12 protein-coding genes are annotated in these 12,347 nt (G+C 57.6%); 6 read left to right on the plus strand and 6 right to left on the minus strand.

What is annotated here, in order from left to right:
- Positions 1-66: 66 nt before the first annotated feature.
- Together V6F78_RS12260 and V6F78_RS12265 are read left to right on the plus strand one after the other, a co-directional pair.
- The gene (locus V6F78_RS12260) at positions 67-267 is read left to right on the plus strand and encodes a heavy-metal-associated domain-containing protein (protein ID WP_047291949.1); all 201 of its coding nucleotides are present in this window, start codon (positions 67-69) and stop codon (positions 265-267) included.
- A gap of 121 nt (positions 268-388) precedes the next feature.
- Positions 389-1,585, plus strand: coding sequence for a multidrug effflux MFS transporter (locus V6F78_RS12265; protein ID WP_047291951.1), 1,197 nt, complete (start codon positions 389-391; stop codon positions 1,583-1,585).
- 1 nt (position 1,586) lies between these two features.
- Here the strand turns inward: V6F78_RS12265 and V6F78_RS12270 are convergent, their stop codons facing one another.
- Positions 1,587-1,757: a hypothetical protein gene (locus V6F78_RS12270; RefSeq protein WP_162841622.1), complete on the minus strand. Its 171-nt coding sequence runs from the start codon at positions 1,755-1,757 to the stop codon at positions 1,587-1,589.
- Between the two features lie 123 nt (positions 1,758-1,880).
- Positions 1,881-2,894 (minus strand): zinc-binding alcohol dehydrogenase family protein, encoded by a 1,014-nt coding sequence (locus V6F78_RS12275; protein ID WP_332727350.1) that lies wholly within the window; start codon positions 2,892-2,894, stop codon positions 1,881-1,883.
- A gap of 120 nt (positions 2,895-3,014) precedes the next feature.
- Between V6F78_RS12275 and V6F78_RS12280 the strand changes: the two genes are divergently transcribed.
- A complete protein-coding gene (locus tag V6F78_RS12280; protein WP_047291954.1) occupies positions 3,015-3,920 on the plus strand; it encodes a LysR family transcriptional regulator in 906 nt (301 codons plus the stop codon).
- A gap of 38 nt (positions 3,921-3,958) precedes the next feature.
- On the opposite strand, the gene V6F78_RS12285 is transcribed toward V6F78_RS12280, so the two are convergent.
- Entirely contained in the window at positions 3,959-4,912 is a 954-nt protein-coding gene (locus V6F78_RS12285) for an adenosine deaminase (protein WP_095007785.1), read from the minus strand.
- A gap of 223 nt (positions 4,913-5,135) precedes the next feature.
- Here V6F78_RS12285 and V6F78_RS12290 point away from each other — a divergent pair, with 223 nt between their 5' ends.
- Positions 5,136-6,221: a calcium:proton antiporter gene (locus V6F78_RS12290; protein ID WP_047291957.1), complete on the plus strand. Its 1,086-nt coding sequence runs from the start codon at positions 5,136-5,138 to the stop codon at positions 6,219-6,221.
- Positions 6,222-6,259: 38 nt separating this feature from the next.
- On the opposite strand, the gene V6F78_RS12295 is transcribed toward V6F78_RS12290, so the two are convergent.
- The 3 genes from V6F78_RS12295 to V6F78_RS12305 form a co-directional block, all read right to left on the minus strand.
- Positions 6,260-6,943: an SDR family oxidoreductase gene (locus V6F78_RS12295; RefSeq protein ID WP_047291959.1), complete on the minus strand. Its 684-nt coding sequence runs from the start codon at positions 6,941-6,943 to the stop codon at positions 6,260-6,262.
- 409 nt (positions 6,944-7,352) lie between these two features.
- The gene (locus V6F78_RS12300; protein ID WP_047291961.1) at positions 7,353-7,955 is read right to left on the minus strand and encodes an IMPACT family protein; all 603 of its coding nucleotides are present in this window, start codon (positions 7,953-7,955) and stop codon (positions 7,353-7,355) included.
- 64 nt (positions 7,956-8,019) lie between these two features.
- A complete protein-coding gene (locus V6F78_RS12305) occupies positions 8,020-8,940 on the minus strand; it encodes a LysR family transcriptional regulator (RefSeq protein ID WP_047273265.1) in 921 nt (306 codons plus the stop codon).
- A 123-nt stretch (positions 8,941-9,063) separates the two neighbouring features.
- Between V6F78_RS12305 and V6F78_RS12310 the strand changes: the two genes are divergently transcribed.
- Both V6F78_RS12310 and V6F78_RS12315 read left to right on the plus strand, forming a co-directional pair.
- A complete protein-coding gene (locus V6F78_RS12310) occupies positions 9,064-10,413 on the plus strand; it encodes an aspartate aminotransferase family protein (RefSeq protein ID WP_047291963.1) in 1,350 nt (449 codons plus the stop codon).
- A gap of 81 nt (positions 10,414-10,494) precedes the next feature.
- A complete protein-coding gene (locus tag V6F78_RS12315) occupies positions 10,495-11,988 on the plus strand; it encodes a CoA-acylating methylmalonate-semialdehyde dehydrogenase (protein WP_169858705.1) in 1,494 nt (497 codons plus the stop codon).
- The last annotated feature ends 359 nt before the right edge of the window (positions 11,989-12,347 follow it).

Raw genomic sequence — 12,347 nt, forward strand, 5'->3', positions numbered from 1 at the left:
CGGGCTTGACCTTGCCATCATGGCAAGGTGGACACTCTGAACCTCACTGACCAAGGAGTGAACACAATGCATGTATTCAAAGTTGACGGTATGACCTGTGGCGGTTGCGTGGGCTCGATCACACGGGCACTTACAGCGGCAGACGAAGACGTAAAAGTTGAAGTGGACCTGAACAGTAAAACCGTGAAAGTGGAAAGCAAATTGAAGCCACTGGAAATCATCGATGTCATTACCACTGCGGGTTTTGACGCGCGTACGGCTCATTAAAGCGTTGTAGGGATATGCCTCATCAGGGGTTTATTAGCTAGCTCGCTATCTTTATGTTCAAGATCCGTCAGCACAGCTAGACTACCGGGTCGCGCTGATACTTGTCCGACCTGGATCCCTGATGAACTTTAGAACCATTTTGATTCTCGGCGCTTTGAGCGCCTTCGGTCCCTTGGCCATCGATTTTTACTTGCCGGGTTTCCCGGCGATGGCCCAGGCATTTGCGACCGATGAAAAACACATTCAACTCACGCTGGCGGTTTACTTTCTAGGCCTGTCGATCGGTCAGTTGGTCTACGGCCCCATTGCTGACCGCTTCGGCCGGCGCGTGCCTTTGTTGGTGGGCGTCGGGTTGTTCACGGCGGCGTCGTTTGCCTGTGCCTTTGCGCCCTCGCTTGACTGGCTGATCGGGGCGCGTTTCGTTCAGGCCCTCGGCGGTTGTGCGGGGATGGTGCTGTCGCGGGCGATTGTCAGTGACAAGTGCGATGCCGTGGGCTCGGCCAAGGTGTTTTCGCAACTGATGCTGGTCATGGGGCTGGCGCCCATCCTGGCCCCGATGCTCGGTGGTCTGCTGGTCAATCTGTACGGCTGGCAGGCGATTTTCATTGTCTTGACGTGCTTCAGTGCCATGGCTTCGTTGGCCGTGGCGCTGGGCTTGCCGGAAAGTTTACCGGCCAATGTGCCGCGTCAACCGTTGTCCGGTGCGTTGCGCCAATACGCCCGACTGCTCAAGGATCGTGAATACCTGGGGCATGCGCTGACCGGCGGGATCGCCATGGCCGGTATGTTCGCCTACATCGCGGGTTCGCCGTTTGTCTTCATCCAGTTGTATGGCGTCCCGGCCGAGCATTACGGCTGGCTGTTCGGCAGCAATGCGGCGGGCTTCATTCTCGTGGCTCAGGTCAACGCGCGGTTACTGGCCAAGCGTGGCCCGGCCTTTTTGCTGTCGCGCATGGTGTGGCTGTACCTGGCCGCCGGTTTGACGCTGTTGGGCATCAGCGCCTTGCACACGGAACAACTGTGGCCGCTGTTGATCCCGCTGTTTATTTGCATCGCCAGCCTGGGTTGCATCATTCCCAATGCTTCGGCCTGCGCCATGAGCGGGCAGGGCGCACGGGCGGGTAGCGCCTCGGCGTTGCTCGGCTGTCTGCAGTTCAGCGTGGCGGCCGCGGCGGCGTGGCTGGTGGGGGTATTGCACGATGGCAGCGCCATGCCGATGGCCATGGTCATCAGCGTGTGCGGGATTTTGGCGGTGTCGATCGCGGTGGCAACCCGGCGGCTGTACACCGCGCGGATTGCCGCTCAAACGTCGATTTGATTCAGCCCGCCATTCGCTCAGGCAATCTGTGCGGGGCTTGCAAGCGTGTGCGCAGCGTGTCCACAAAGGCTCTGGCCTCGGATTCGCTGCGAAAGTTGATGGCTTGCTGGTCGATTTGAACCTGCCACTGGCAGTCGCGGGATCTTGCTAACGCTTTTATCAGGATTTTCATTTCTGGCCTCCTCAGGTTCGCAAAGGAGGCCAGTGTATGCCCGATAACGCTGAGAAATATGACGGACATCAAGTCTCTGACTGACGGTTACACAATGGCCGGATCAGTCTCGTCAGGCGTTTCTCAAAACCCTTCCAGCACAATTTTGCCCTTGGACTTTCCGCTCTCCAGCAGCGCGTGGGCGCGGCGCAGGTTAGACGCGTTGATGGTGCCGAAATGTTCGCCCACGGTGGTGCGCAGGGTGCCCGCGTCGATCAGTTCTGCGACCCGGTTCAGCAAGTGATGCTGTTCAATCATGTCCGGGGTTTCGAACAGCGACCGGGTGTACATGAACTCCCAATGCAGTGACAGGCTTTTGCGTTTGAGCAGGGCAATGTCCAGCGTCTTGGGGTCGTCGATCAGGGCCAGTTTGCCTTGGGGTGCCAATGCCTCGACCAACTGCGCCAGGTGTTGATCGGTCTGGGTCAGGCTGGCGACGTGAGTCACGGCGTCGATGCCTGCCTGCTTCAAGGCTTCGCTCAGGGGCTGGCGATGATCGACGATCACATCGGCGCCCAGTTCGCGCACCCACGCCTGGGTCTCTGGACGCGAGGCGCTGCCGATGACCTTGAGCCCGGTAAGCTGACGGGCCAGTTGTGTCAGGATTGACCCCACGCCGCCCGCCGCACCGACGATCAACAGGCGTTGGCGCAGGTCAGTCTTGCCTTGCGCGATGCCGAGGCGTTCAAACAACAGTTCCCACGCGGTGATGGCCGTTAAAGGCAGTGCCGCGGCGTCGGCGAAGCTCAGGCTGTTGGGCATGTGACCGACGATGCGTTCGTCGACCACGTGACGTTCACTGTTGGCACCGGGGCGGGCAATAGAACCGGCATAAAACACCTTGTCGCCCACCTTGAACAAACAGACGTCTCTGCCCACGGCCTTGACCACCCCCGCCACGTCCCACCCCAGCACCTTGGCTGTGCCCGCGTCGGGCTGTGTGTTTTGTCGCACCTTGGTGTCGACCGGGTTCACGGAGATAGCCTTGACCTCCACCAGCAGGTCCCGCGGCCCGGCGACAGGTTCAGGCAGTTCAATATCTTGCAGGGCTTGCGGGTCTTGAATGGGCAGCGAATGGTAATAACCGACAGCTTTCATGGGGGCATCCTGTAGAGAGGGACAGCGTGGGGCGATGATTCGCTATTTCCTGGCGTAGTAAAACCGGCTAAAACGGCAGGCTCTTTCAATATTTTTTTGATAATAGGCGGTGTTTTCAGCATGGTGCGCTTTGACGACCTGCAAGTATTTGTCCGTGCGGCTGATCTGGGCAGCCTGTCAGCCGCGGCCCGGGTCATGGACATGTCGCCCGCGGTGGCGAGCGCCGCCCTCAAGCGCCTGGAGGCTCAGTTAGGTGCGCGCCTGCTGGCACGCTCAACCCGCAGCCTGCGTTTGACGGCCGAGGGGCAGGGGTTTCTGGACTATGCGCGCAAGGCATTGGGCAGCCTGGAGGAAGGGCGGCGGCTGTTGTCCCGTGGGCAAGATCAGGTCAGTGGGGTGCTGCAACTCTCGGCGCCTTCAGACTTCGGGCGAAATGTCTTGCTGCCCTGGCTTGATGAGTTTCAGCGTGAGCATCCGCAACTGACGGTGAGGCTGCTGCTGGGGGACCGTATCGCCGATCTGTTTCGCCAGCCGGTGGACATCGCCTTGCGCTATGGCGAGCCGGAAGATTCCAGTTTGGTCGCCTTGCCGGTGGCGGCGGACAATCGTCGGGTGCTGTGTGCGTCACCCGCCTATCTGGCGCGGGCTGGCGAGCCGCATCAGCTCGAACAATTGCTGCAACACAATTGCTTGCTGTACATGCTCGGCACACGGGTGCACGACCATTGGCGATTTGATGACGGCAAGCGTGAGACCGGGCTGACGGTGAGCGGCGACCGTTTCAGCGATGACGCTGATGTGGTGCGTTTGTGGGCGCTGGCCGGGGCGGGCATTGCTTATAAGTCCTGGCTGGACGTGTCTGCGGATGTGCAGGCGGGAAGGTTAAAGGTGCTGATGCCCGAGCGGGTGGGGGAACGGGCGCCGTTGAACATGTTGTGCGCCCACCGGGCGCAGTTGAGCAAACCGGTGAAATTGTTACGTGACATGCTCGGCGAGCGCTGTGCTGAACGGGCGCTGCGCCGGTAATCGCCGCCGCAGGTCACGGCAGCGATTACGCACACGCTTTACGGCTTGATCAAACGGGCATCCAGGCCGTTTTGCGCCAGACGCTTGGCCTGGTCTTCGGTCATGCCCAAGTGGGTGTGCAAGGCGTGGAAGTTCTCAGTCATGTACCCACCGAAGTACGCCGGGTCATCGGAGTTCACCGTGACGTTCACGCCACGCTCGAGCATGTCGAGAATGTTGTGTTGCGACATGTGATCGAACACGCACAGTTTGGTGTTGGACAGCGGGCACACGGTGAGCGGAATTTGCTCCTCGATAATGCGCTTCATCAAGCGTTCATCTTCAATGGCACGCACGCCATGGTCGATCCGCTGAATTTTCAGCAGGTCCAGGGCTTGCCAGATGTATTCCGGCGGACCCTCTTCGCCAGCGTGGGCTACGGTCAGGAAGCCTTCGTCGCGGGCGCGATCAAAGACGCGCACAAACTTGCTGGGCGGGTGGCCCATTTCCGAGCTGTCCAGGCCCACGGCGATAAAGGCATCGCGGAACGGCAACGCTTGATCGAGGGTCTTTTCGGCTTCTTCTTCGCTCAAGTGGCGCAGGAAGCTGAGAATCAAACCGCTGGTGATGCCCAGTTGCTGTTCGCCGTCCTTGAGTGCAGCGGCGATGCCGTTAAGCACGACCTCGAACGGGACGCCGCGGTCGGTGTGGGTTTGCGGGTCGAAGAACGGTTCAGTGTGAATGACGTTCTGCTCTTTGCAGCGCAACAGGTACGCCCAGGTCAGGTCGTAGAAGTCTTGCGAGGTGCGCAATACGTCCGCGCCACGGTAATACAGGTCCAGAAACTCTTGCAGGTTGTTGAAAGCGTACGCTTTGCGCAGGGTTTCGACGTCGTTCCACGGCAGGGCGATCTTGTTGCGTTCAGCCAGAGCGAACAGCAGTTCAGGTTCCAGAGAACCTTCAAGGTGCAGGTGCAGTTCCGCTTTTGGCAGGGCGTTGAGCCAGTCGTACATAGAGGTTGTTCTCATCAAATCAGGTACAGATGGCGGCATTCTACAGGCCCGGGCCGACATATTTGGTAAAACCCGACCAAGCTATTTGCCGCGTCGCGGCCATTGGCGGGGTGCGCAGGGGCGGAGTGGTGCGTTCAGTGAACTAAGATGTAACGAAACGTTAGCGAGTTGCGGCAGTCTGTAACCCAACGACGTGTATGGGTTCACAGGTAAAAGGCTCGCGATGCTGACTTTATTAAAAGATGAAAAACTCCTGCTGCTGGCGATTGTCATGGCGTGTGTGGCCTTCCCGCTGGAGCCCTGGCTGCTGCATAACGGGCAAGTGACAGCGCTGGTGGCGGGTGGCGTCCTGATTGCAGCGATTGTGTGCGCGTCCATGCGTGTGGCTCATCACGCCGAAGTGTTGGCTGAAAAGTTTGGTGATCCTTACGGAACAATGATTTTGACGCTGTCAGCCGTTTTGGTTGAGGTCGTCATCCTCGCGATCATGATGAGTAATGAGGCGTCTCCAACGTTGGTGCGGGATACGATTTATTCAGCGGTGATGCTGGATATCAACGGGATTCTCGGCCTGGCAGCGCTGATGGGCGGGATCAAGCACGGCGAGCAGTCCTACAACGACGATTCGGCGCGCACCTACAGTGTGATGATTCTGACGGCCATGGGCGTGTCGATGGTAGTGCCGGAATTTATCCCCAAGGCAGACTGGAAAATTTACTCGGCGTTCACCATTGGCGCGATGGTGTTGCTGTACACGCTATTTTTGCGCATGCAGGTCGGGCCGCACAGTTACTTTTTCAGTTACAGCTACCCCGAGAAAAAGGGCCGTAAACGTGCCCCGGAAGGGGAAGCGACTAACCTGAAACTGTCAGTCGGCGTGTTGGTGTTTGGCATTATCGTGATTGGCGCGCTCGCCGAGGTGATGTCCAAGGCCCTCGATCTGGGGTTGGAAGGGACAGGCGCACCGCCTGTCATGACTGCGATTGTGGTGGCCGCGATCTCGGCGGCTCCGGAAATCTTGACTGCGCTGCGTGCCGCCTTGGCCAATCGCATGCAGTCGGTGGTGAATGTGGCACTCGGGGCTTCGCTGTCCACTGTCATCTTGACCGTGCCGGCAATGGAGGCCATGGCGCTGTATACCGGTCAGCCGTTCCAGATGGCCATGACGCCCGTGCAGACGGTGATGGTGTTGATTACGTTGGTGGTGAGTGCCATCAACTTGAATGACGGCGAGACCAACGCGATTGAAGGCATGACGCACTTTGTGCTGTTTGCGACCTTTATCATGCTGTCGCTGCTGGGGCTTTGACGCGAAGGGCGGTGTGCAGGCGCCGCCCGATCGGTCGCCTACCAGGGAATCGTCTGGCCTTTATAGTCGATGAAGTAATGGCCGCCTTTGCCTGCATAGGCCTTCACTTGTTCAACCAGCCCACGGGTGCTGGTTTCAACGTCGATATCGGCGCCTTCGCCGCCCATGTCGGTTTTGACCCAGCCGGGGTGCAGGGTCAGAACAGTAGGCCGGTCTTCGCCCAGTTGACTGATGAAGGTATTGGTCATGGAGTTGAGTGCGGCTTTGCTGGCTTTGTAGAGCGCTAGTTCAGGTGCGTCTGGCGATGCAACACTGCCCAGACCGGAACTCATAAACGCCAGCACCCCACTGCCTTTACGGATTTTGCTGACAAAGGCTTGCGCCAGGGTGATCGGCGCTACGCTGTTGGTCAGGAACAATTGACCGATGTCGGACAGACTGGCGCGCCCTGACGTTTGATCGTCCGGCCCCTTGATCCCAGCGTTCACAAACACCAGGTCAAATACGTGAGTGTTCAGCTTTTGGCTCAGGTTCCCGATAGCCTCAACGTTGTCCAGATCCAGCTGTTCGATGTCGACGTTGCCCAACGCTTTAAGCTTCTCAACGTTGCCAGGGTTACGCACGGTGGCGGTGACGTTCCAGCCATCGTTGATGAGTTGCTCGACCAGGCCCAGACCCAGTCCGCGTGAGGCGCCAATGATAAGTGCGTTTTTTGCTGTCATGAGTCGCGTCCTATACAGGGTAAATGAGGATCACCGCACACGGTTTTACTCCTTCAGGCGACGACTGCCCACCCATGCAAGTTGGTTAAAAAACGTACAGTTGTAAGCAGCCGTTACAGAATGTGCGCTCCCGTTGGGTTTGCACGGCTTATCCACAGGTTGCTCCACAGGAACTGTGCGCAACCTGTGCAGTTGGGTATAAGCGCGCGCAGCGATGGTTCGAAGGGCTATTAATCAGAGTAAGGCGCTGTTTGCATTGAGGTTTCTACCGTTTGGTAGCGCAGTCGATCAAAAAACGTACAAAGCGGTGCAGGTCACGCCAGTCAAGGGCTGTAGAGGAGTGTGCTCAGGTTATCCACAGTCGGGTGCACAGTGGTTGTGGGCAACTGTTTGACTGGGGGTAAGTGGGTCACTCTTCACTATTGATCGACTGGCGGGTCAGCACAATGCGGCCACGGCTGAGGTCGGCCAGTTGCTGTTGCAAGTCAGGAATCTGCGCTTCACTGACCTCCAAGACTAACTCCACCCCGTTAGCGGTGAAGGTTTCGTTGCTGAGCACGCCGTTGAGTTCAGACAGGCGCAGTTTGACCAGCGCCAATTCGCTGAAGCTGCACGCGCATTCCAGCGCGACTCGCGTGATAAGCGGTGACTTATCGGCCGCTTGCAGGCATTTGTTGGCGCCACCCCCGTAAGCGCGCGCCAAACCGCCCGTGCCCAGTTGAATGCCGCCATACCAGCGGATCACCAGGACCACGACTTGATCGCAATCCTGCGCTTCGATGGCGGACAGAATGGGGCGTCCGGCCGTGCCGCCGGGTTCGCCGTCATCGCTGCTGCGGTACTGATCGCCCAGCTTCCAGGCCCAGCAGTTGTGGGACGCGTTAAGGTCGCTGTGCAGCGCGATAAAGTCCTGTGCCTGTTGAGCGCTGGTGATGGGCGCCGCATGGGTGATGAAGCGGCTCTTGCGGATTTCTTCGCGGTACTCGCATGGACCGGTCAGGGTTGAAGGCATATCGGTTCCGGGCTGGGCGCGAGGCATGCAGGCTTCGCGGCGGGGCTGACGAGGGGGACGAACGTTAGCGTGTCGATTCGAGGCTCTCAAGGAAACTTTCAAGAACCAGATGGGGGCGGCGGCCTTTGCGTGTGACCGAGGCCAGGCTCAAGTCATAAAAACGGGTGTCGGGTTTGAGCGCACGCAGACGACCTTGTTGTACCCACAAACTGGCGTAATGGTCCGGTAGGTAGCCTATGTAGCGGCCGGTCAGAATCAGGAACGCCATGCCTTCACGGTCCGATGCACTGGCGGTGCACTTGAGCGCCTGATAATGCGCCTGAATCTCTGATGGCAGACGAAACGTCGGTGCAATGGCGTCCTGATCGTTGAGGCGTTCGTCTTGCAACTGGTGGTCATCAACATAAAACAGCGGGTGGCCGACGGCACAGTAAAGCAGCGACCGCTCGCTATACAGCGGCTGATATTCCAGACCGGATAACGCACTGGCCTGGGGTACAACGCCGACGTGCAGGCGGCCGTCCAGCACGCCCTGTTCTACCTCGTTGGGCGAAATCATGCGGATCTGGATTTGCACATCGGGCCCACGCTCTTTGAGCTGGGCCAGTGCGTGGGTGATACGCATATGGGGGAGGGTGACGAGGTTGTCGGTAAGGCCGATGGTCAGCTCACCGCGCAAGTGTTGATGCAGGCCGTTTACCTCTGTGCGAAAACTCTCAAGTGCTCCGAGTAATTGGAGTGCGGATTGGTAGACCTCGCGACCTTCTTCCGTCAGGGAAAAACCTGCACGCCCGCGCTGGCACAGGCGCAAGCCCAGTCGCTGCTCAAGATCGCTCATTTGTTGGCTGATTGCTGACCGGCCAATGCCGAGGACTGTTTCTGCCGCAGAGAAACCGCCGCACTCTACGACACTGCGAAAGATGCGCAACAAGCGAATATCGAAGTCGCTGACTTGCGCCAAGGCATCGGAACGACGGCTGCTCATAGTTTAGTAAATGCCTAACTGAAGGTTAGAAGAGTTGGATTTCACCGACTTTATAGGCGTGGCAATTTAGCTGCAACAACGATTTCGACCCGACACTGCACTCTGTCTTGCGAGGTTTTGCTGATGAACATGCCTGAAAACGCCGAGTTAAACGTAGCCAGCCAGCTCAAGCTGGATGCGCACTGGATGCCTTACACCGCCAACCGCAACTTTCATCGGGATCCGCGTTTTATCATCGGCGCCAAGGGCAGTTATCTGACCGATGACAAAGGCCGACAAATTTACGATTCGTTGTCCGGCCTGTGGACATGTGGTGCAGGGCATACGCGCACAGAAATTCAGGAAGCCGTGGCCAAGCAACTCGGCACGCTGGATTATTCGCCGGCGTTTCAATATGGCCATCCCTTGTCGTTTCAGCTGGCTGAGAAAATCACCGAGCTGACGCCGGGCAACTTGAACCATGTGTTCTTCACGGACTCGGGTTCTGAATGCGCGGACACGGCCGTGAAAATGGTGCGTGCATACTGGCGGCTGAAAGGCCAATCGACCAAGACCAAAATGATTGGCCGGGCGCGCGGCTATCACGGTGTGAACATTGCGGGCACCAGCCTGGGTGGCGTGAGCGGCAATCGTAAGCTCTTTGGTCAGGCAATGGCGGATGTCGATCATCTTCCGCACACCTTGCTGGCGAGCAATGCCTTTTCACGTGGTATGCCTGAGTTGGGCGGTATTGCGCTGGCGGATGAACTGCTCAAGTTGATCGAACTGCATGACGCTTCGAATATCGCCGCCGTGTTTGTCGAGCCGATGGCTGGGTCTGCCGGTGTGCTGGTGCCGCCTCAGGGTTATCTGAAACGTCTGCGTGAAATCTGCGATCAGCACAACATCCTGCTGGTATTCGATGAGGTTATTACCGGGTTTGGTCGCACAGGCTCAATGTTTGGTGCTGACAGCTTCGGTGTGACGCCGGACCTGATGTGCATCGCCAAGCAGGTCACCAACGGTGCGATCCCGATGGGGGCTGTGGTTGCCTCTACCGAGATTTATCAGACATTCATGAATCAGCCGACGCCTGAATATGCAGTGGAATTCCCACACGGCTATACGTACTCCGCGCATCCGGTCGCGTGTGCCGCGGGGCTGGCCGCGCTGGATTTGCTGCAAAAAGAAAACCTTGTCCAGAGCGTCGCGCAGGTGGCACCGCATTTCGAGCATGCATTGCACGGCTTGAAAGGCGTGAAGAATGTGATCGATATCCGTAACTACGGTCTGGCTGGCGCGATCCAGATTGCACCGCGTGATGGCGATGCGATTGTGCGTCCTTTCGATGCCGCCATGAAACTGTGGAAAGCCGGCTTCTACGTCCGCTTTGGCGGTGACACGTTGCAGTTTGGTCCAACCTTCAACAGCAAGCCTCAGGATCTGGATCGTTTATTCGATGCGGTGGGTGAAGCGCTGAATCAGATCGACTGACCCCTTCTATATAGAAGAGGCTTTTTTGGATTTTCGACTGGCGCGTAGTGTTCGCGTCAGCAAACCTGTTTTGGAGTGGCAATGAGCACGATTCGACATTTGATCAATGGTGAGCTGGTTAATGATTCTGGCCGTACCGCCGATGTGTACAACCCGTCGACGGGCAAGGTGATTCATCAGGTGCCGTTGGCCAGCCGCGAGACGATTCAACAAGCCATCGACACAGCCAAGGCCGCCTTCCCGGCCTGGCGTAATACGCCTCCAGCCAAACGTGCTCAAGTGATGTTCCGTTTCAAGCAGTTGCTGGAGCAGAATGAAGCCCGGATTTCGCAGTTGATCAGCGAAGAGCATGGCAAGACGCTCGAAGATGCGGCGGGTGAGCTCAAGCGCGGGATCGAGAACGTGGAATACGCGTGTTCCGCACCGGAGATTCTGAAAGGCGAGTACAGCCGTAACGTAGGACCGAATATTGATGCATGGTCGGACTTTCAACCTATCGGGGTTGTGGCGGGGATTACGCCTTTCAACTTCCCGGCCATGGTTCCGTTGTGGATGTACCCGTTGGCGATTGTGTGCGGTAACTGCTTCATTCTGAAACCGTCGGAGCGTGACCCGAGTTCGACCTTGTTGATTGCGCAGTTGCTTCAGGAAGCGGGCCTGCCTAAAGGGGTCTTGAGTGTGGTGCACGGCGACAAGACTGCCGTAGACGCCCTGATTGAAGCACCAGAGGTGAAAGCCTTGAGTTTTGTCGGCTCCACGCCGATTGCCGAATACATCTATGCCGAAGGCACCAGGCGCGGTAAACGTGTGCAGGCGTTGGGTGGCGCGAAGAACCATGCGGTATTGATGCCTGATGCCGATCTGGATAATGCCGTGAGTGCCTTGATGGGCGCTGCTTATGGTTCGTGTGGTGAGCGCTGCATGGCGATTTCGGTAGCCGTGTGCGTTGGGGACCAGGTGGCGGATGCCTTGGTTGCCAAGCTGGTGCCGCAAATCGAGGCGTTGAAAATTGGCGCGGGGACTTCATGCGGTCTGGACATGGGACCTTTGGTCTCCGGGCAGGCGCGGGATAAGGTCAGTGGCTATGTGGCGGACGGTGTAGCGGCGGGCGCGCAGTTGGTGGTTGATGGCCGTGGTTTGAGCGTCAAGGACCATGAAGACGGTTTCTTCTTGGGCGGATGCCTGTTTGATCGCGTTACACCAGAGATGCGCATCTATAAGGAAGAGATCTTCGGACCGGTTCTGTGCATCGTGCGTGTGAATAGCCTGGAAGCTGCGATGCAACTGATCAACGAGCATGAGTACGGTAACGGCACATGCATCTTCACGCGTGATGGCGAGGCTGCGCGTTTGTTCTGTGATGAGATCGAAGTTGGCATGGTGGGGGTTAACGTGCCGCTTCCTGTGCCTGTGGCTTATCACAGCTTTGGCGGCTGGAAGCGTTCATTGTTTGGCGATCTGCATGCCTATGGCCCGGATGGTGTGCGTTTTTACACGCGTCGCAAGGCAATTACCCAGCGTTGGCCGCAACGGGCCAGCCATGAAGCGTCGCAGTTTGCATTTCCGAGTCTTTAACGGATCTGTTGCTTAACAAGAAGCCAGCCGCAAGGCTGGCTTCTTTGTTTTAAGCTTTTGATGGTTTATGACAGAAATGTGAAGTTGAGGCTTGACTCAGAATTTCAGCGGCCTATAATTCGCCCCACTTCCGGCGCAGTCGAAGTGGAAAACTCCTTGAATTTCAATGAGTTAGACGGTTTTGACGATGCCAGCTTCAAATCATCGAAGCAGGAAATGAGGTGTTGACAGTAGCGTGTAACGCTGTAGAATTCGCCTCCCGCTGACGAGAGATCGAAAGCGCAAGTGGTTGATGTTACAGAGGAAACTTTGAAAACATCTTAAAATAACCGCTTGACAGCAACAGAGGCTGCTGTAGA

Source organism: Pseudomonas sp. ESBL9 (assembly GCF_036668715.1).
GTDB classification, from domain to species: Bacteria; Pseudomonadota; Gammaproteobacteria; order Pseudomonadales; family Pseudomonadaceae; genus Aquipseudomonas; species Aquipseudomonas lundensis.

Bases quoted from the DNA above. Each gene is read 5' to 3' on its own strand.
- V6F78_RS12260 (WP_047291949.1), top strand. From the start codon at position 67: ATGCATGTATTCAAAGTTGACGGTATGACCTGTGGCGGTTGCGTGGGC.
- V6F78_RS12265 (WP_047291951.1), top strand. From the start codon at position 389: ATGAACTTTAGAACCATTTTGATTCTCGGCGCTTTGAGCGCCTTCGGT.
- V6F78_RS12270 (WP_162841622.1), bottom strand. From the start codon at position 1,757: ATGAAAATCCTGATAAAAGCGTTAGCAAGATCCCGCGACTGCCAGTGG.
- V6F78_RS12275 (WP_332727350.1), bottom strand. From the start codon at position 2,894: ATGAAAGCTGTCGGTTATTACCATTCGCTGCCCATTCAAGACCCGCAA.
- V6F78_RS12280 (WP_047291954.1), top strand. From the start codon at position 3,015: ATGGTGCGCTTTGACGACCTGCAAGTATTTGTCCGTGCGGCTGATCTG.
- V6F78_RS12285 (WP_095007785.1), bottom strand. From the start codon at position 4,912: ATGTACGACTGGCTCAACGCCCTGCCAAAAGCGGAACTGCACCTGCAC.
- V6F78_RS12290 (WP_047291957.1), top strand. From the start codon at position 5,136: ATGCTGACTTTATTAAAAGATGAAAAACTCCTGCTGCTGGCGATTGTC.
- V6F78_RS12295 (WP_047291959.1), bottom strand. From the start codon at position 6,943: ATGACAGCAAAAAACGCACTTATCATTGGCGCCTCACGCGGACTGGGT.
- V6F78_RS12300 (WP_047291961.1), bottom strand. From the start codon at position 7,955: ATGCCTTCAACCCTGACCGGTCCATGCGAGTACCGCGAAGAAATCCGC.
- V6F78_RS12305 (WP_047273265.1), bottom strand. From the start codon at position 8,940: ATGAGCAGCCGTCGTTCCGATGCCTTGGCGCAAGTCAGCGACTTCGAT.
- V6F78_RS12310 (WP_047291963.1), top strand. From the start codon at position 9,064: ATGAACATGCCTGAAAACGCCGAGTTAAACGTAGCCAGCCAGCTCAAG.
- V6F78_RS12315 (WP_169858705.1), top strand. From the start codon at position 10,495: ATGAGCACGATTCGACATTTGATCAATGGTGAGCTGGTTAATGATTCT.